At 60.8% G+C, this 17,302-nt stretch carries 17 protein-coding genes; 14 read left to right on the top strand and 3 right to left on the bottom strand.

The window, feature by feature from the left end; translation table 11 throughout:
• Positions 1 to 88: 88 nt before the first annotated feature.
• Together BLV41_RS16025 and BLV41_RS16020 are read right to left on the bottom strand one after the other, a co-directional pair.
• Positions 89 to 1,096: an adenosine deaminase gene (locus BLV41_RS16025; protein WP_074712461.1), complete on the bottom strand. Its 1,008-nt coding sequence runs from the start codon at positions 1,094 to 1,096 to the stop codon at positions 89 to 91.
• Between the two features lie 26 nt (positions 1,097 to 1,122).
• Positions 1,123 to 2,193, bottom strand: coding sequence for a type I restriction enzyme HsdR N-terminal domain-containing protein (locus BLV41_RS16020; protein WP_170835488.1), 1,071 nt, complete (start codon positions 2,191 to 2,193; stop codon positions 1,123 to 1,125).
• 439 nt (positions 2,194 to 2,632) lie between these two features.
• On the opposite strand from BLV41_RS16020, the gene BLV41_RS16015 reads away from it, so the two are divergent.
• From BLV41_RS16015 to BLV41_RS15950, 14 genes are all read left to right on the top strand, one after another.
• Positions 2,633 to 3,757 (top strand): DUF475 domain-containing protein, encoded by a 1,125-nt coding sequence (locus BLV41_RS16015; RefSeq protein WP_342028219.1) that lies wholly within the window; start codon positions 2,633 to 2,635, stop codon positions 3,755 to 3,757.
• Positions 3,758 to 3,801: 44 nt separating this feature from the next.
• A complete protein-coding gene (locus tag BLV41_RS16010) occupies positions 3,802 to 4,395 on the top strand; it encodes a TerD family protein (protein ID WP_074712458.1) in 594 nt (197 codons plus the stop codon).
• 66 nt (positions 4,396 to 4,461) lie between these two features.
• Positions 4,462 to 5,043 (top strand): TerD family protein, encoded by a 582-nt coding sequence (locus tag BLV41_RS16005; protein WP_044569922.1) that lies wholly within the window; start codon positions 4,462 to 4,464, stop codon positions 5,041 to 5,043.
• A gap of 48 nt (positions 5,044 to 5,091) precedes the next feature.
• Positions 5,092 to 5,673 carry a TerD family protein gene (locus BLV41_RS16000; protein WP_044569918.1) on the top strand — a complete coding sequence of 194 codons (582 nt, stop codon included), beginning with the start codon at positions 5,092 to 5,094 and terminating at the stop codon, positions 5,671 to 5,673.
• Between the two features lie 144 nt (positions 5,674 to 5,817).
• Positions 5,818 to 7,011 (top strand): toxic anion resistance protein, encoded by a 1,194-nt coding sequence (locus tag BLV41_RS15995; protein WP_044569914.1) that lies wholly within the window; start codon positions 5,818 to 5,820, stop codon positions 7,009 to 7,011.
• A gap of 35 nt (positions 7,012 to 7,046) precedes the next feature.
• A complete protein-coding gene (locus tag BLV41_RS15990; RefSeq protein WP_044569910.1) occupies positions 7,047 to 7,604 on the top strand; it encodes a hypothetical protein in 558 nt (185 codons plus the stop codon).
• Positions 7,592 to 8,143 carry a TerD family protein gene (locus BLV41_RS15985; RefSeq protein ID WP_170835487.1) on the top strand — a complete coding sequence of 184 codons (552 nt, stop codon included), beginning with the start codon at positions 7,592 to 7,594 and terminating at the stop codon, positions 8,141 to 8,143. Before BLV41_RS15990 ends, BLV41_RS15985 begins: the two co-directional genes overlap by 13 nt.
• Before the next feature lie 9 nt (positions 8,144 to 8,152).
• Positions 8,153 to 9,013 carry a hypothetical protein gene (locus BLV41_RS15980; RefSeq protein WP_074712456.1) on the top strand — a complete coding sequence of 287 codons (861 nt, stop codon included), beginning with the start codon at positions 8,153 to 8,155 and terminating at the stop codon, positions 9,011 to 9,013.
• A gap of 102 nt (positions 9,014 to 9,115) precedes the next feature.
• Positions 9,116 to 10,303: an HpcH/HpaI aldolase/citrate lyase family protein gene (locus tag BLV41_RS15975; protein WP_244516939.1), complete on the top strand. Its 1,188-nt coding sequence runs from the start codon at positions 9,116 to 9,118 to the stop codon at positions 10,301 to 10,303.
• Positions 10,300 to 11,772 (top strand): phosphoribosyltransferase domain-containing protein, encoded by a 1,473-nt coding sequence (locus tag BLV41_RS15970; RefSeq protein WP_074712454.1) that lies wholly within the window; start codon positions 10,300 to 10,302, stop codon positions 11,770 to 11,772. Before BLV41_RS15975 ends, BLV41_RS15970 begins: the two co-directional genes overlap by 4 nt.
• Positions 11,769 to 12,938 (top strand): cysteine protease StiP family protein, encoded by a 1,170-nt coding sequence (locus tag BLV41_RS15965; protein WP_074712453.1) that lies wholly within the window; start codon positions 11,769 to 11,771, stop codon positions 12,936 to 12,938. The genes BLV41_RS15970 and BLV41_RS15965 overlap by 4 nt, the downstream gene beginning before the upstream one ends.
• Positions 12,935 to 13,744, top strand: a complete 810-nt coding sequence (locus BLV41_RS15960; RefSeq protein ID WP_074712452.1) for an HAD family hydrolase — start codon at positions 12,935 to 12,937, stop codon at positions 13,742 to 13,744. Before BLV41_RS15965 ends, BLV41_RS15960 begins: the two co-directional genes overlap by 4 nt.
• 107 nt (positions 13,745 to 13,851) lie before the next feature.
• Complete coding sequence (locus BLV41_RS15955; RefSeq protein WP_074712451.1) at positions 13,852 to 14,955, top strand: GmrSD restriction endonuclease domain-containing protein; 1,104 nt, start codon at positions 13,852 to 13,854, stop codon at positions 14,953 to 14,955.
• Positions 14,956 to 15,029: 74 nt separating this feature from the next.
• Entirely contained in the window at positions 15,030 to 15,437 is a 408-nt protein-coding gene (locus tag BLV41_RS15950) for a hypothetical protein (protein ID WP_074712450.1), read from the top strand.
• Positions 15,438 to 15,455: 18 nt separating this feature from the next.
• On the opposite strand, the gene BLV41_RS15945 is transcribed toward BLV41_RS15950, so the two are convergent.
• Positions 15,456 to 17,225: a glycoside hydrolase family 35 protein gene (locus BLV41_RS15945; protein WP_074712449.1), complete on the bottom strand. Its 1,770-nt coding sequence runs from the start codon at positions 17,223 to 17,225 to the stop codon at positions 15,456 to 15,458.
• Positions 17,226 to 17,302: the final 77 nt, after the last annotated feature.

The raw sequence follows: 17,302 nt of genomic DNA, 5'->3' as shown, positions 1-17,302 counted from the left end.
CGTATCTTGTGGGGCGGTTCGCGAGTTGACCCCGTCTTCGTGGAGGAGACGCCCGGAAAGTGCGGTTCAACCCCGTCTTCGGCGACGGCTAGCCCTGAGCGGCAACCCAGGAATCGAGCTCAGCGAACATTTCGCCCTTGCGGGCGTCGCTGGCGAACGATGAACGGATGGAGTTGCTGGCCAACGTCTGGGCAACCGAGGCGCCCCAAGCAAATTCCTTCTCCAACGCCGCAAAGTTGGTGCCAACATAGCCACCAAAGTAGGCCGGGTCGTCAGAGTTGACTGACACGTTCATGCCGGCCTCGACCATGCGTGGCAAGGGGTGATCGGCCAGGGTGTTGACCGCACGCAGGCGCACATTGGACAGCGGGCACACAGTTAGCGGCACCTGCTCCGCAACGAGCCGAGCCACGAGGGCCGGATCTTCGACTGAGCGAATTCCGTGGTCGATCCGCTCAACACCCAGCAGGTCCAGGGCGTCCGTCACGTAGCTGGCCGGTCCCTCCTCGCCAGCGTGGGCGACGAGGTGAAGCCCTGCTTTCCTCGCACGCTCAAAGAGTCGGACAAACTTCGACGGCGGATTCCCCACCTCGGCAGAATCCAAGCCAATGCCGATGATCGGCGCCTCCATGGCTAGCAGAGCCTCGAGGACCTCCAAGGCTGAGGCTTCCGATTCATCCCGCAGAAATGCGGCGATGAGCCCCGTGCTGATGCCAAAATCGGCCTCGCTTGAAGCCAGGGCTGCCGCGATGCCGCCGACAGCTGTTGTAAGTTCAACGCCACGGGCCAGGTGGGCCTGGGGATCAAACATGATCTCGGCGTGCCGAACTCCTGCGGCTTGGGCTCGGCGCAGGTAGGCACGTGTCATGTCGGCAAAGTCGGCTTCGGTGATCAGGACAGCCATGTTGGCGTAGTACAGGTTCAGGAAAGATTGCAGATCAGTGAACTCGTACTGTGCACGCAGTGACTCCAGCGTCGGGAATGGCAGGACGATTCCATTGCGCTCCGCCATCTCCAAAATCAGTTCCGGTTCAAGGGTTCCCTCGATGTGCAGGTGGAGTTCGGCCTTGGGCAGCGTCAATTCTTGCGTTGTCATGCCCTCTACTTTAGGTGCTTGTGGTGTCAGCTCTTGTAAATTTTAGCGATGAGCTTGGGGTCCACGATCTCGGTTCGAATGACCTCACCCAGCGCCTCTTGAGTAGTCGTTATCCCAGTTCGGCGCTTCACTTCCTTGCGGATCTGCTCCAGCATGACCTCGGAGAGAATGAGCTCCAACAGGGCTTTAGGCTCGGTGGCCGCACGGTGCTTCCACGATTCATCTATGCGCCGCCGCTTGAGCGCTTCACGATGCAAAAGGAACATCAGCTCAGACTTTTCCTCAAGCGACGCCGGGCCCAGGAGGTCAATTTCAAAGGCCATATTAACGATCACCGGCAGGCCACCGGTCAGATGATAGGCCTGCCATACCGAGCCGTTGGTCAGGACCATCCATTCAATGCCCTCATTCACCGCGTACATCTGGACCTGGCGTAGATGGCGTTCATTGAGTTTCTGACTGATCCGCTTGACTTCAATAAACGCCACAAGCTGCTTGTCGATCCGCACGCCGTAGTCGGCAAAATCCTGGCGCACCATGTATTCGGTGGTCAGGTCCCGAAACTTGTCATAGTCCAATCCCTCACACAGAATGTCGGTCACCACGAGCCGGGTATCGCCTTCATTGGCGTCACGGGCGCGCAGGGCCTCAAGTGGCTTCATGTAACGCTTGATGGCATCCCGCACCTGCTCCCGAGCCGCCGTTTCCCACTTGGGTGTCTTGGCCGCCGGCGCCGCGTTCGGAGCTTTTCCCCCGGGCACGGAATCGGAAACGACGGCAGCGGGAGCGAGCTCCACCGGAACGACGGCGGCAGGCAGCGTCGCGTGGCCAACCGGCTTGAGTAGCTCCTCCGGCAGGTGCCTGAATGGATCAATCACCCCGAACCCTGCCTGCTTGAGCATCCAGCTGATGGTTGGCTCCCAGAGTTGAACGAGTGCGGCGCCTGCTCCCTCGATTGCCACAATCTTCGTGTGGGCAATGACTTGAAGGTCAACGCGTTCGGGTACCGGGTGCCCGGCCACTTCCGCCTCAAGTGCCCACTGGGTCAGGATGTCGAGCCTGATCTGTCCCTTTGCATCCAACGAAATCTCGGTCATGATTGCGCCCCCATTCGCCATTGAAGCTGCAGCCATCAACCAACTCTCAACTCGAGGGAAGATTCACTCGCCTGAACGGCGGGCCGCAAACTTACTCCTGCGCTGACCATACTGTGTCCCGGTTCTTGGTGCCCCTAATCACGGCCTCATGACGTGGGTGCGTCAACACCTCTTTTCATCATTAATTCACCCCGTAGTGAAAATCCAATTCCACGCCCCCATTCTTGGCCACTTAGGGCAGCATGGAAGGGTCACTTTAATGAGAATTGGGGAACCTTTTCGGTGCCCCAACCATTAGGAATATATAGAGTGAATGGAGATAATTGAGTTTGAACGATCCGCGCGTGAGCCGTCGGGCCGCGTGTGGACAATCCCACATCGACCACCCATCCCCCATGTATCTCCGGGGAACTCTTGAGGAGCTTGTCAGCGCGTGTTCATGAAAACTTTTGGATGGTCCTTCGGGATCACCGCCGTGGCGCTGGTTGTCGCGTTTTTCTATGGCGGCATCGAAGCGCTGATTCTGTGCGCGATTCTCGGTGTTCTGGAAGTCAGCCTGAGCTTTGACAACGCTGTGGTCAACGCGCGCATCTTGGAGAAGATGAGCGCGTTCTGGCAAAAAATCTTCCTGACCGTGGGTATTTTGATTGCCGTTGTTGGGATGCGCATCGCCTTCCCGCTGTTGATTGTAGGCGTCACGGCCAACCTCAACCCGGTGCAGGCCATCCAGCTGGCGCTGGAAAAGGGCGATATCCACACCGAAGGCAGCTACGCCTACCTGCTCCATGACGCACACCCGCAGATTGCAGCATTTGGTGGCGTGTTCCTGCTGATGCTGTTCCTGGACTTCATGTTTGAAGAGCGCGAAATCCATTGGCTCGGATTCCTGGAAAAGCCCTTGGCATTCGTTGGCCGCCTCCACGGGGCATCCATGGCCATTGCCATGGTCATCCTTGTTGTCTCGGCCACCATGGTTCGCCCCGGCAAGGAAGTTGACGTCCTGATCTCCGGGATCCTGGGCATGGTCACCTACCTGCTGGTCAACGGCCTGGGCGAGCTCTTCGACGTCGACGGCGACGGCGACACGGACGCCGCAGACACCGACGCCGAGGCGAAAGCAATCATTGAGAAATCCAACAAGCAGCCCACCAAGGGCGTTGGAAAGGCCGTGGGCAAGGCCGCCTTCATGCTCTTCCTGTACTTGGAAGTTATTGACGCGTCCTTCTCCTTCGACGGCGTCATCGGCGCATTCGCCATTACCTCCGATCCCATCATCATCGCCCTGGGCCTTGGTTTGATCGGCGCCATCTTTGTCCGCTCGCTAACCGTTTTCCTGGTTCGCGAAGGCACCCTGAACGACTACGAATACCTTGATCACGGCGCGCACTGGGCCATCGGCGCGCTATCCATCATCTTGCTTCTGACTATCAGCATTGAGGTCAACGAGGTCATCACCGGCATCATCGGTGTAGTGTTCATCGCCGCCGCCTTCTTGTCCTCTATTGCCCGCAACAAGCGCCTCGCCGCGGCGGCGCAACCCAAAGTTGACCAGCTAACCAGCTGACGAACCACTGTTTCCTCACCTAATTCACAAGGAGTAAAAACGTTATGGGACTTAGTTTGCAAAAGGGCCAGGCCCTTTCACTGAAGAAGAACGACGGCGCTGCACTCACCCGAGTGCGGATGGGCTTGGGCTGGGACTCTGCCGCACCCGCCAAGCGCGGACTCTTTGGTGGCCTGAAGAAGGCAGCCGATGTTGACCTGGACGCCTCGGCCATCTTCTTCGATGCCAACGGCAAGGCACTCGACACGGTGTTCTTCAACCAGCTGCAGAGCAAGGACGGCTCTACCCGCCACACGGGCGATAACCTGACCGGCGAGGGAGATGGCGACGACGAGGTCATTCTTGTTGACCTGGCCGCGGTCTCGCCGGCCGTTGCGCAGATCGTTTTTGTCATCAGCAGCTACAGCCGACAGACCTTTGACACCGTCGCAAATGCTTTCTGCCGCCTCGTTGACGACTCCACGGCAGGATCCCCCGAGGTTGCCCGTTTCCAACTGACAGATTCCGGCACCCACACGGCAATGATCATGGCCAAAGTATCCCGCGAGGGCGCGGGTTGGCAGTTCACCGCTATCGGTGACCGCGCCAACGGCCGCACTGCAATGGACCTGATTCAGCCGGCAGCCGCAACCCTTTAGGGTTCGCCAACCGCATTTTTCATCATTTTGTTAGCGTCGCTTAGCGATTAGAGGAGTTCAGTTTTCATGGCATCTTTGACATTGTCCAAGGGCAGCAACCTTTCCCTGACCAAGGCAGACCCCGGGCTGCAATTGGCCCTGATTGGTTTGGGCTGGGACCCGCGCACCACGAGCGGCGCCGCATTTGACCTTGATGCTTCCGCCATCATGGTCACCAACCGCGGCAAGGTGCGCAACAATGATGACTTCATTTTCTACAACCAGCTCGAATCCAAGGACGGTTCGGTTGTACACCTTGGTGACAACCGAACCGGTGAGGGGGACGGTGATGACGAACAGGTTCTGATCAACCTCGCGACGGTGTCTGCAGATATCGACAAGGTTGTCATTGTAGTTTCGATCGATCAGGCCGACGCCCGTGGCCAGAACTTTGGCCAGGTTCGCGACGCATACTGCCGCGTTGTCAACCAGGAGAACGAAACGGAGATCGTGCGGTACGACCTGTCCGAGGATGCCGCCTCTGAGACCACCATGATCTTCGCCGAGATCTACCGCAACGGTGCAGAGTGGAAGTTCCGCGCTGTTGGCCAGGGCTACGCCAGCGGGTTGCACGGCATTGCAACCGATTACGGAATTGTTCTGGACTAGTAGCAGCACCTAAACCCTCGTAAATCCCCAACGTAAGGACTTGATTTCATGGCTGGACTGACGCTCGCAAAAGGCAACAACCTCTCACTGACCAAGACCGATCCAGGACTGCAGCAAGCAGTTGTTGGTTTGGGCTGGGATCCGCGCACCACAACCGGCGAAGCCTTCGACCTGGACGCCTCGGCGCTCCTGGTGGCCGCAACGGGCAAGGTGCGTTCGGGTGATGACTTCATCTTCTACAACCAGCCCGCTGCCAAAGACGGCTCCGTCACTCACCTCGGTGACAACCGTTCAGGCGACGGCGCCGGCGACGACGAACAGATCCTGATCGACCTCACCAAGGTTGCCGCGGACGTTGAGCGCGTTGTCATCGTTGTCTCGATCGATCAGGCTGAGGCTCGCCGCCAGAACTTTGGCCAAGTACGCGGCGCCTACTGCCGTGTTGTGAACCAAAGCAACGATGCTGAAATCGTGCGCTTTGACCTCAGTGAAGACGCAGCCCCTGAAACGTCCATGCTGTTCGCGGAAATCTACCGCAACGGAGCTGAGTGGAAGTTCAAGGCCGTAGGCCAGGGCTACGCTACCGGTTTGGCCGGCATCGCCACCGATTTCGGCGTTCCCTTGGGCTAATCCCCAGGCCCTCCCCAAATTCAGCCGCTGGCGCGTCTGGATTTGGGGCCACTTGGGCGCGTGGGCCCAACACCGGCAAATGTGTGGGGCATGCGCACAGTGCCACTCTCCTCGACCACCCGCAAATGGAAATTGGATCCAACAATGACTTCACCTTTGACCCCTCCCACCGAATCCGAAACAGCCCTTGTCCTGAAGGCGCCGGACGCCCCGGAGATCGTTGCGGCTGAAGAAGCCCCCGGCATGGTCCCAGTTCCGGCTGAGCGTCAGGTTGAAATCAGCCGCCAGGCCAAGGAATTTATTGCCGAGATCGCCACGTTCGATGCTCGTAGCCCGGAATTCACCACCAAGGTCGATGGCATTTCCAAGCTGGCTGGCTCGGAAATGACAACGTCTTCAGATGCCTCCAGCCGCATGCTGGAGCGTTCAACCACGTCTATGGCCGGGGCTAAGAAGAGTGGCAACAGCGCTCAGGCCCAGGTGGCCGGCACCCTAAACGATCTGCGAACCACGGTTGAAGACCTCACCCCCAACAATGCCGATCTTGGCGTTGGACGAAAGATCCTGGGTTTCATTCCCGGCGGCAACAAGCTGGCCAAGTACTTCCAGAAGTATGAATCCGCCCAGACCCAGTTGGACGCCATCATCAAGTCCCTCATGGCGGGTCAGGACGAACTCCTCAAGGACAACGCCTCCCTTGCCGGAGAAAAGATCAAGCTGTGGGAGACCATGCAGAGCCTGAGCGAATACGCTGTGTTCGCCAAGGCCCTGGATGCTGCCTGTGTCGAGAAGATCGACGCAACCCGCGCCTCGGGCCAGATTGACCAGGCCCAGAAACTTGAAGCCGATGTTCTCTACCCTATCCGCCAGCGCCACCAGGACATCCTGACCCAGCTGGCCGTTTCGGTGCAGGGCTACCTGGCCATGGACCTGATCCGCAAGAACAACCTCGAGTTGATCAAGGGTGTTGACCGGGCGCGCACCACCACCATTTCGGCGCTGCGCACGGCCGTCATCGTTGCCCAGGCGTTGGCCAACCAGAAGATGGTGCTGGACCAAATCGACGCCATCAACACAACCACCAACAACATGATCCTGAAGACATCGGAGATGCTCAAGGATCAGACGGTTCGCATCCACCAGCAAGCGGCCAGCTCAGGCGTGAGTGTGGAAACTCTGCAGAAGGCGTTTGACAACGTTTTCGCAACCATGGATGCCATCGACACCTTCCGGGCCTCGGCCGCTAAGAACATGGAAGGCACCGTGCACGCGCTGGAGGACGGCCTGGCCAAGGCCAAGCCGTACCTGGAGCGTTCACGCCAGACTGATCGCGAGTAGGCTGGAAGAACGTTCGAGGAAGCAAGGGTAGCGCTATGATTGGCCGTTTTATCGGGGGCAGATTTGGTGGTGGCGGGTCACCTGCCGTGCCTGCTGTCCCCACCGTTGACCCGGTCACCGAGGAAATCGCCCAGATGGGCGCCTCGGTGGATTCCTTGCGTGCATCGGTACGCAGGTCGGGGAGCACTCTGCCGCCCCTGCTGATGTCGCAATTGCGCCACTTGGGTGATCTCATGCGGGACGCCGTTGCCGACATTCGCATCCGGGGATGCTCCACTGAGCAACGGGTTTTGCTCAATGCCATGATTTGCAGCTATGTACCAACACCCCTGCAGGCCTATCTGGCGCTCCCCCCTGTCCATCACGAGGAGGAATCCTCCGCAACGTTCATGTTTGCCGAGCAGTTGGCAACCCTTGAACAAACCCTTGGGGATCTGCTCAATCAGATCCGCATCGGCGCCGTGGAGGAACTCTCCACCCATGGGCGCTTCCTGGCTGACAAGTTCTCCGCCCAGGATGCTGCCTTGCAACTGCAACAACCAGCTTCCGAAAGGGACCCATTGCGTTTGGAGGGCCAATCTTGGCAACACTAGTGGCAGGGGCCAATGCTGCCCTGACCGGCGAAAATCCCGGCCTTGACCACGTTGTGGTTGGCATGGGCTGGGACGCCATCCCCAGCCGGGGGCCTCAGGCCGAATTGGTGCCCTTCGCCGTCATGTGCGATTCCTCCGGTCAGGCACTTTCCAATGATCATTTGGTTTATTTCAACCAGCTGGTCAGCGCGGATGCCTCGGTCACCTTCATTGACGACGACGATCAGGAACAGATCGATGTCGAGCTGTCTCAGGTGCCCGCGAACATTTCCAAGATCATCTTCTTGGCTTATGTAGACCCCGAATTCCGGGGTCAGGGCACCTTTGCCTCGGTTCGCAGCGCCCATATTAGGGTGGCCACGGCTGACAACCGGGAATTGGTGCGCTTTGACCTGTCCGTGACCAACGTGGACTCCGTAACGGCCATGATCTTCGGCGAACTGTACCGGCATCGCGATGATTGGAAGTTCCGCGCCCTGGGCCAGGGGTACACCACAGGCTTGGCCGGCGTGGCCAAGGACTACGGAATCAGCCTGTAGGGCGGCCCCGTGAACGTCTCTTCTTCTCCGCGCACCGACATTACGTTCCTGCGTCGCCGCATCAAAGCTGCGTCGGCACAAGCTTCGGCTCCCACGGCCGGAGCCGCAATCAGCCAAGGCGCCAACGCGCCGCTGTTGGCACCAGCTGTTCCGGTGGCACCCGCGGCACCATCCCTGACACTACGGTCCACACCGCAGGCAGCGGCCCACGCGGCTCCGCCTGCCCAGGCAACGCCGCCACAGCGTTCGGCCGGATTGGTGCTGGGAGGCGGGGCTCCGGCGTCGTCCATGGGGCCGCGGGCCAAAAAACTTGTGGCGCAACGTGAAAAGGCCCGACATGAGGATCACGAGGTAGCGCTGCTTTTCCCGGCGCCTGCCATCGAGGACGTGTATGAACTGAATTTGGTGGATCGGGCCTTGCGGCTCTCACCGCTGCAATCCTCCGTGGGCACCCTGCTTGTTTCGGGCAGCACAGCCGTTGTCTGGGAAAGCGTCCGTCGAGTGGTTGGTGCCCAGACCGCCGACGGCCACAAGGCCGGAAGCCCCGTGGAGACCAGCGGAAATCGCGAGTTGGTGGGCTATGTGGGCAGCGATGCGCTGATCACCTTGCGTCACGTGCGGGAACTGCGTCGCGCCATTTTCATCAACCGCAGCAGTTCCGCCATGGGTGTCAGGCTCTTCTCGGGCGACACCGTGGCGCTGCCGCCAGCCGCCGAGGGAACCCAGATGGTCCTTCTTGTCCACCGGATCGGCAATGTGCTCGAGCTCCGGGCCGAACCTGTGCCGCTCGATTGGCAGGACGTGGCAATCTGGCAGGAATTCGATTTTTCCATGACCCACAGGGCGCCGTCCTCGGCCTATGGCCGTTAATGCACCGTTGCCAAAGCACCGCCCGGCAGTCCCAATAGGTGACCTGTCGATAACCGTTTGAAAGGGCCCATGCGACATTTTCGTTCATTGACCGCTTCACAAATGACTTCGCTTTTTCACCGGATGCCCGTTGAACTAACGGCGGTCAGTTCCCCGGATCTGCAGGCTGTGGCGCTGGGTGGCACCTTGTACACTCCTGCCAACCGGCCCGATCTCGTCAAGGATGTGCTTCGGCAACGCGACCTCGGTTGTGTCTCCATGGTGCTGTGCCTTGAGGATTCAATTCCCGACGCCGACGTGGCAAGGGCTGAAGAAAACGTGGTGGCGACCCTCTCGGATCTGGCCGCCCGCGACGAGGATCTGCCGCTGCTCTTTGTGCGTGTTCGGACGCCGGAACAGATGCTGTCCGTGACCCGCCGCGCCGGCAGCGCCACGGGCGTGCTGACCGGCTTTGTGATTCCCAAATTCGACAACGAGACCGGCACTGGTGCGGCCTTCATTGCGGCTCTCCACACGATTCAGGCCGAGCTCGGCCTCGACGGCAGGTCCGATGGCAAGGACTACGGCGCAGTGCCCGGCCCGGCCTCGGCCGGCACCAAACGGCTGCGGCTCATGCCCATTCTTGAGTCTCCCGCCGTGATCCATTTGGAGACCCGCGCAGCAGCCCTGACCAATGTTTACACCCTGCTTGCCGCGAACCGCAAGGACATCTTGTCCGTGCGAATTGGCGCCACGGACATGTCCAGCGCCTTTGGCTTGCGCCGCTCACGCGACCTCACCATCTATGACGTCAACGTGGTGGCCGGAGTCATTGGCGATATTGTCAACGTTTTGGGCCGGCCCGAGGGCGGTTTCGTCATCTCCGGTCCTGTCTGGGAACACTATTCCAACACCGAGCGGGTGCTCCGGCCACAGCTGCGAGTCACACCCTTTGCGGGTTTGCAGGAACAACAATTGCGCCAACGCATCATGACGGCAAACTTGGACACCTTGATTCGCGAGATCGAGCTGGACCTGGCCAATGGGCTGCTCGGAAAGACAGTCATTCACCCCACGCATGTGGCTCTGGTTCACGCCATGAGTGTTGTCAGCCACGAGGAATACCTCGACGCGCTGGCGATCGCAGGCAATGTCAATGGCGGCGCGGCAGCCTCGCCCTACGGCAACAAAATGAACGAGATGAAACCGCACCAAGCCTGGGCAAGGCGCACGCTTCTACGGGCTGACGCATTTGGCGTCTCCGCGGCAAACGTCACGTTCGTTGATCTTCTGGAAGCGAGCATGGCATGAGCAAGACTGCCAACCACCCCTGGACCGGCACATTTGTCGCCGAGGCACTCGGGGTGGCCATTCACAGCGATCCCGCAAGCGCCGTAGCCGTTGAGGACCTCGTGGGGCTGGCTCTGCGCCGCAATCCCAAGCGTGCCCATCTGCTGGTCTCGCGGGTCCTCGCCAAGCACGTGCCCACCGAGCCCGCCTTGGTCATTGCGGCGGGGGAACTCCTGGGTGCCTTCACTGCTGGGGAACTTTTCAGGCTAACTTCCGACGCCGGGACCACCCACCCGTTGCCGGCCGCCACTCTCACCGCAGCGGCGGACGCGCTCACGTCCGTTTTGAAGCAGCCCACCGGGCAGCGACACGAGGCGATCTCCACCCTGGCCGAGCTCGTGGCACCGCTGCACACCGAGGTGCCGGACGCCGTCGTCATTGGGTATGCAGAAACGGCCACTGGCCTGGGGCGCCTCGTGGCCAACTCCCTCGGCGCCTATTACATTCACTCCACCCGCCATGCGACGCCGGGGGTTGTGCCTGTTGCCGGCTTTGAGGAGGGGCATTCCCACGCCACCTCGCATGCCATGGTGCCCACGGATCCACGCTGGCTTGACGGTGGCGGACCGGTGATTTTGGTGGACGACGAGCTCAGCACCGGCTCTACCGTCATCAACACCATTCGCGAGCTTCACGCCTTGGTGCCGCATCCGGTCTATGTGGTGGCTGCGCTGATCGATCTGCGCAGTGCAGCAGACCGGGCACGCTTTGACGCGCTGGCCACCGAGCTGGGCTGCCGCATCGCCGTGGCCGCCCTGGGAACGGGATGGATCGAGCTTGGAACGGATATTTTGGGCCGCGCCGCCGCCCTGATCGAGGGCCTGCCGGAAACAAAGCCGTCGGTTGACGTTGCCGGTAGAGTGTCGATTCTCGAGATCGCCAGCAGTTTCATTTCCCCCGTGCGCAGTGACCGCTTTGGCAACGCCTCCGCGCCACTATTGGCCACAGTCGCGGCAATTGCCCGGCATCTATCCGGACAACTGGACGAGGCCGGCTGTCAGGGCCCGTTCGTGGTGCTGGGCTGTGAAGAAAACATGTCCCTTCCGCTGGCTGTGGCCCAAGCTTTGGACCGCCTGCGCCCGGATGGCGACGTGCGTTTCTCCACCACTACCCGTTCTCCGATCGTTCCACTCGACAGGGACTCCTACGCCATCGCCAGCGCACTGACCTTTGCGAGCCATGATCAAACGAACGACGGCCCGGGGCCGCGCTTCGCCTACAACCTCAATGGTTCGGGGCAACGTCCCGGAACCATTGTGGCCTTCCCTGAACCGGGCACGGAACGCACCGAACTTCTGCACAGCTCCGTCCCTGGCCTGCCGCCGCTGGCAGTGGCGCTGCGGGCGGTCACCAATGACGCCGTCGTTGTTCTGCTTTGCGTTGATTCACCCACCGCCGCAGCCCATAGCCAACCAGAGGATGCCTCATGAGTCTGCCAACCCTGCCCACGCCACTGACCGGGCCGGATTTCGGATCCTATGCGGCCGATGAGGTGGTGTGGTTGTTGAAGGATTTGAGCCACGTTGCCCTTGAGGCGCCCACGGCCGATCGTGAACGCGCCATTCAGTCAGGGGCTGCCAACTATGCCGAATCATTGCCGGTGGAGTACTCCCCCAGCGCCGAATACCAGGCATTGTATGAGGAGGCTGTGCAGCGCGCCGGCACCCGGATTGCTACAGCGGTTGGCGTAGTGACCGAGCTGGCACTGGCTGCCAGGGACAAGCAACCGGTGTTGGTGTCGCTGGCCCGTGCCGGCACCCCCATCGGTGTCCTCATGCGCCGCTGGGCCCAGACGGTCCACGGTATTGAGCTGCCGCATTTCACCATGAGTATTGTGCGCGGCGTGGGCCTTGATCAAAACGCGCTGCGGTATCTGGCCGCCAACTTCGATCCCGCCCGGATCCTGTTCGTTGATGGTTGGACGGGAAAGGGCGCCATCTCACGCGAGCTCACCGCCGCCCTGGATGACTTTGCCGCCAGCTCCGGCGTTCGCTTCCCGGATGATCTTGCCGTCCTGGCCGATCCGGGTCACTGCGTCTCCATGTTTGGCACCCGTGAGGACTATCTGATTCCGTCGGCCTGCCTGAATTCCACGGTGTCGGGCCTGGTGTCCCGCACAGTTTTCAATCTCGAGCACATTGGCCCGAACGATTTCCACGGGGCCAAGTTCTACTCCGAGCTGGCCGCCAACGATGTTTCCAATGACTTCTTGGCCGCCATCGCTTCCCACTTTGAGTACGTCCGGGGAGAAGTTGAGCGCCAGTGCACCGAGCACCAGAGTGCCCAACCCCAGCCGAGCTGGATTGGCTGGGAGGCTGTGGAACGGATCAGTACCGAGTACGGGATTAACAACGTGAACCTCGTCAAGCCCGGCGTCGGTGAAACCACCCGGGTGTTGCTGCGCCGGGTGCCGTGGCGTGTTCTGGTCAACCCCGAGGCCCGGGCCGATGTGGCCCATGTTCTGCTGCTCGCCGAACAGCGTGGCGTCCCCGTGGAGGAAGTCCCGGGCCTGCCCTACAGCTGCGTTGGCTTGATCCACCCTCAATTCGACAAGAGCGCCGTGGGCGCCGATGGCAAGGCGGTTCACAACGCATGAGCACTTCCACCTTGGTTGCGTGCGATCTTGACCGCACCCTGATCTACTCCAAAAACGCGCTCTGGCTCACCGGCGCCGACAAGGACGCCCCGTCACTCATTGTTGCCGAGGTGTACGACGGCGCCCCACTCTCCTACATGACCCGCGCAGCGGAGGAGCTGCTGGTTTCGGTGAAGGCCGCCGCGACCTTCGTACCTGTCACCACGCGCACACAAGCGCAGTATGAGCGCGTGCAATTGCCGGGTCCGGTGCCCGAATACGCGGTTGCCTCGAACGGTGGCGTGCTCTTGCACAACGGCGTTCCCGATGCGGCTTGGCACACGGAACTCTCGGCCAAGATGGCGGCCGCCTGTGCTCCGCTCGAAAGCATCGAGGCCCACCTGTCGAATCCGGAGTTTGCCCCGTGGATTCTGCGCCTGCGCCGGGCCGAGGACTTGTTTGTCTACGCCATCATTGACCGCGAGTCCATGCCTGATTCCTTCGTGGCCGAGCTCCATCAGGTATGTGCCGACGCCGGGTGGAGCGTCTCCATCCAAGGCCGCAAGCTGTATTGCGTGCCGCTGCCCATCAACAAGACTGACACCTTGGCCGAAGTAGGCCGCCGCACCGGCTCCGACACCGTCATTGCCGCCGGCGATTCCCTGCTGGATCAGGGCATGCTGCAAAGCGCTGATCTGGCTTTCCGGCCCCTGCATGGTGAATTGCACGACGCCGGATACCTGGCGTCCCATCTGCGCCTCACCTCCGTGCGGGGTGTTCTGGCGGGCGAGGAGATCTTGCGCAGCATTTTGGCCGAACTAGCCTGACCCTCCCGCCGTAGCCGCGATGCGGGGCGGGTCCGGTGGACCTCCTTCTCGGTGGTGCCGGATAAGCTGGTGGTTCACCGTTCGTTTTACTTGGGGAGAACTCCGCCTTGCCTGCTGCACGTCCCAACCGCCGCTTTGGCGCCACTGATTTCATCATGGGTTCGGTGCTTGCCTCCGTCCTTTTCATCACCACGGCGTGCGGCGGCGCTCCGGCACCACAGTCCGCTCCGGCGTCGGACGTGGTTACACAGTCCCCAACACCCAGTCCCAGCCCTTCTCCCACCGAGGATGATGTGGCACCCGTGGATGGGGACAATGTTCCCGACGCCGGCAACGCCGATCTGGCCGCCAACGTACAGCCGGCTTTCGCAGCCAAGGCACGCGAGGTTCTTGCCACCTTGCCCATCAAGGGCAGGGCGCCGAAAACGGGGTACAGTCGTGAGGCTTTTGGCCAGGCATGGGCCGATGTGGACAGGAACGGTTGCGATACCCGCAACGACATCCTTGATCGCGATCTGACGGCCAAAACAATCAAAACTGGAACGCGCAACTGCGTGATCCTGACCGGAATTCTAGCCGATCCTTACACGGCCGAGACCATCTCCTTTGTGCGCGGTTCAACAACTAGCAGCGCCGTACAGATCGATCACGTGGTGGCACTCAATGACGCATGGCAAAAGGGCGCCCAGCAGCTCAGCGTGGAACAACGCACCGCTCTGGCCAATGATCCCCTGAACCTGTTGGCCGTGGACGGCCCCACGAACCAGCAAAAGGGCGCCGGAGACGCGGCCACCTGGCTGCCGCCGAACAAGGCCTACCGCTGCGATTACGTGGCCCGGCAGATCTCGGTCAAGGCAACGTACAGCCTATGGGTAACGGCGGCAGAGCACGATTCCATGGCGAAGGTCTTGGACAGCTGTAACGACATTGAAGTTCCCACCAACCAGACGCCACCGCCGGTTGAACCGGTCATCCTGCCACCGCCGGCGCCACTTGCACCCGTAGCCCCGGTGGAAGCTGCCGCTCCGCCAGCTCCTGTTGTGGCAGCCCCGCCAGTTGCACCTGCCCCGCTGGTCGAGGTGCCAGCGGCGGCGCCCTACTACCAGAACTGCACGGCCGTGCGTGCCGCGGGAGCCGCACCCATCCATGCCGGCCAGCCAGGATTCGAGTCAAAGTTTGACCGCGATGGTGACGGAGTGGGCTGCGAATAGGCCGCTCCCTCGCCCTTCGGGAATTCGATGTACTGCCCTCTGTTCAGAACAGCCGGAATGGCTAGAATTAATCCGTGGGCTCTCGCAGCGACCAACCCCTGGTCCCAGCAGTTTGGCAACGTCATGACGCAGTGATCCTGCCGTTATGGCGCGAACGTCTGTGCTTGGCCATGGGGCCCATTGCGGCAGGCCGATACGCGGCGGGTCTGTTCTTCGAAGATCGGCGCCGCCCCATCGCGCAGTGGTACAACCCGGCCCTTAACGCCGCCCTTCTCGTGGGAATAGAGACCCCGGCGGAATGGCCGGTCCAACGCTTCGGCCTGTTCTATACACCCGCGGAGGGTCGGGTTGTCCGGGTCCACACGGACCTTCACGAGTGGTACACGCGAACCCCCAGAAAGTCCCCTACCGAGGAGGACGCGTTTGTCGGTGCCATCGTCTCGGCCGAATCCTTTCTCCAGGTGGAGATGGATTTCATCTAAGCAATGCTCCGCTCCGGGCTAGAACTCCGTGTGCCCCAGATCGTGTTCGGCGACGAATGATGCCACGGCACGAGTTGCTGCCTGCAGCTCCAGCACAATGATTTCATTGCCGCGGGCTGTCAGTAGTGGGCCAGGGACATACAACGTTCGCTGCGGCCCGCGCACGTTGTATCGGCCAAGGCAGAAGCCGTTGATCCAGACAATGCCGTGGGTCCAATCGTGGGTGTCCAAGAAGAGATCAGATTCATCCGGGTGATCGAAGGTGCCCCGGGCAAAGACCGGCCCCGCCAACGCCTGCGCCTTCGTCTCGGGAAGCGCAGCCAAAGCGCCGGCCAGCTCGCTGACGTCTGACAGCAGGACCGGCGAAAGCTCCCAAGCACTGTGCCGGACTCCATTGATCCGGGCTTGGCCGATCAGCCCCTTTGCTTCACCCAGCCGGTCCCCATAGTTCACCCGCCCCTGATCCTCAACCAGGATCTCAAGCGTCCCTGAGGCGCCCGCGGGCAGCACCAGCGCGCACTCTCGCTGATCTCGGGACAACGTCCCGATGTGCTCCCTGTTCAGGAACACCTGGGCCCGGTCACGGACCTCATCGAAGGCGAGGACGGAGCGTTCCACTGTTTCGATTTCGCTCCGGTACACCGAGAATCCACTAAAGTGCCCCACATCATCCGTGCTTGCCGGGTCCTGGCTCTGCCACCAGGCGGCTGTCGCATCAAGGTAATTCCAGAGTGGAATTTCCTGGCATAAGGAGACCTCAAACGCGTGGCCGGGATGCAGGGCAGCCGGGACGTCCTGATGATCAAGTTCCGTATAACGGCCCAGGATTTCCCTGAAGGCCCAGTATTTTTCGGTTGGCTGGCCAGATTCATCCAACGGGGCATCGTAGTCGTAACTGGTAACAGTGGGCTGGTAGACGCCCTTGTCATTGGCACCGTTGGTAAACCCAAAGTTGGTTCCGCCGTGGAACATGTACACATTGACAGACGCTCCGGCAGCGAGGATGGCTTCTAGTTCATGTGCCGACTGCTGAACGTTGGTGGTGTGGTGATGCGCTCCCCAATGGTCAAACCAGCCCACCCAAAATTCCGAACACATCAAGGGCCCGATGGGTTGGTGTTGACGCAGAGTGGCCAGCCGTTCCCTGGCGCATGAGCCAAACGATCCGGTCTTGTGCAGCGTCGGCAGGCTGCCATTTTCAAGCATGTCTGGTTCGGGCTGGTCCACCGTGGTGAATGGCACCGTCAAGCCAATTTCGCGGTTCAGTTCCACCAACTGCTCTAGATAGTCCCCGTCCGAGCCGTAGGCGCCATATTCATTCTCGATTTGGATCAGGACGATGGGACCGCCCGCATCAATTTGCCTGGGTACCAGGACGGGTGCCAGCTGTTCCAGATAGCGGCGCACCAACTTCAGGTAAACCGGGTCCGATGACCTGATGACTGGGTTCCCTTTGCTGAACAGCCAACCTGGTAGGCCACCGTTGTCCCATTCGGCACAAATATATGGCCCTGGCCGGACAATAGCGTGCATTCCTTCGGCCGCCACGAGATCGAGGAACCTGCCCAGGTCGAGTCTGCCGGAGAGGTCGAAGACATCCTCGCTGGGCGCGTGCAGGTTCCACGCCACGTAGGTCTCAATGGTGTTCAGTCCCATTTGTCGAGCCTTGCGGATCCGGTCCGCCCACTGATCAGGGTGAACTCGAAAGTAATGCAAAGCGCCAGCCAAGATGCGGTGAGGCTGCCCATCGAGCAGGAAGTCCTGCTCGCCGATGGTAAAGAGAGACATTGATTTTCCTATTCAGGTCTTGAGACAAGAGCGGATCCGAGTGCGCGCCAGGGTCGTTTCGCTTGGCCGCCACGATA

Source organism: Arthrobacter alpinus (assembly GCF_900105965.1).
In the GTDB taxonomy this organism is placed as follows: Bacteria; Actinomycetota; Actinomycetes; order Actinomycetales; family Micrococcaceae; genus Specibacter; species Specibacter alpinus.
The sequence above is the reverse complement of the archived record's forward strand: the minus strand, read 5'-3'. Positions and strand labels throughout refer to the sequence as shown.

Bases quoted from the DNA above. Each gene is read 5' to 3' on its own strand.
- BLV41_RS16025 (WP_074712461.1), bottom strand. From the start codon at position 1,096: ATGACAACGCAAGAATTGACGCTGCCCAAGGCCGAACTCCACCTGCAC.
- BLV41_RS16020 (WP_170835488.1), bottom strand. From the start codon at position 2,193: ATGACCGAGATTTCGTTGGATGCAAAGGGACAGATCAGGCTCGACATC.
- BLV41_RS16015 (WP_342028219.1), top strand. From the start codon at position 2,633: ATGAAAACTTTTGGATGGTCCTTCGGGATCACCGCCGTGGCGCTGGTT.
- BLV41_RS16010 (WP_074712458.1), top strand. From the start codon at position 3,802: ATGGGACTTAGTTTGCAAAAGGGCCAGGCCCTTTCACTGAAGAAGAAC.
- BLV41_RS16005 (WP_044569922.1), top strand. From the start codon at position 4,462: ATGGCATCTTTGACATTGTCCAAGGGCAGCAACCTTTCCCTGACCAAG.
- BLV41_RS16000 (WP_044569918.1), top strand. From the start codon at position 5,092: ATGGCTGGACTGACGCTCGCAAAAGGCAACAACCTCTCACTGACCAAG.
- BLV41_RS15995 (WP_044569914.1), top strand. From the start codon at position 5,818: ATGACTTCACCTTTGACCCCTCCCACCGAATCCGAAACAGCCCTTGTC.
- BLV41_RS15990 (WP_044569910.1), top strand. From the start codon at position 7,047: ATGATTGGCCGTTTTATCGGGGGCAGATTTGGTGGTGGCGGGTCACCT.
- BLV41_RS15975 (WP_244516939.1), top strand. From the start codon at position 9,116: ATGACTTCGCTTTTTCACCGGATGCCCGTTGAACTAACGGCGGTCAGT.
- BLV41_RS15970 (WP_074712454.1), top strand. From the start codon at position 10,300: ATGAGCAAGACTGCCAACCACCCCTGGACCGGCACATTTGTCGCCGAG.
- BLV41_RS15965 (WP_074712453.1), top strand. From the start codon at position 11,769: ATGAGTCTGCCAACCCTGCCCACGCCACTGACCGGGCCGGATTTCGGA.
- BLV41_RS15960 (WP_074712452.1), top strand. From the start codon at position 12,935: ATGAGCACTTCCACCTTGGTTGCGTGCGATCTTGACCGCACCCTGATC.
- BLV41_RS15945 (WP_074712449.1), bottom strand. From the start codon at position 17,225: ATGTCTCTCTTTACCATCGGCGAGCAGGACTTCCTGCTCGATGGGCAG.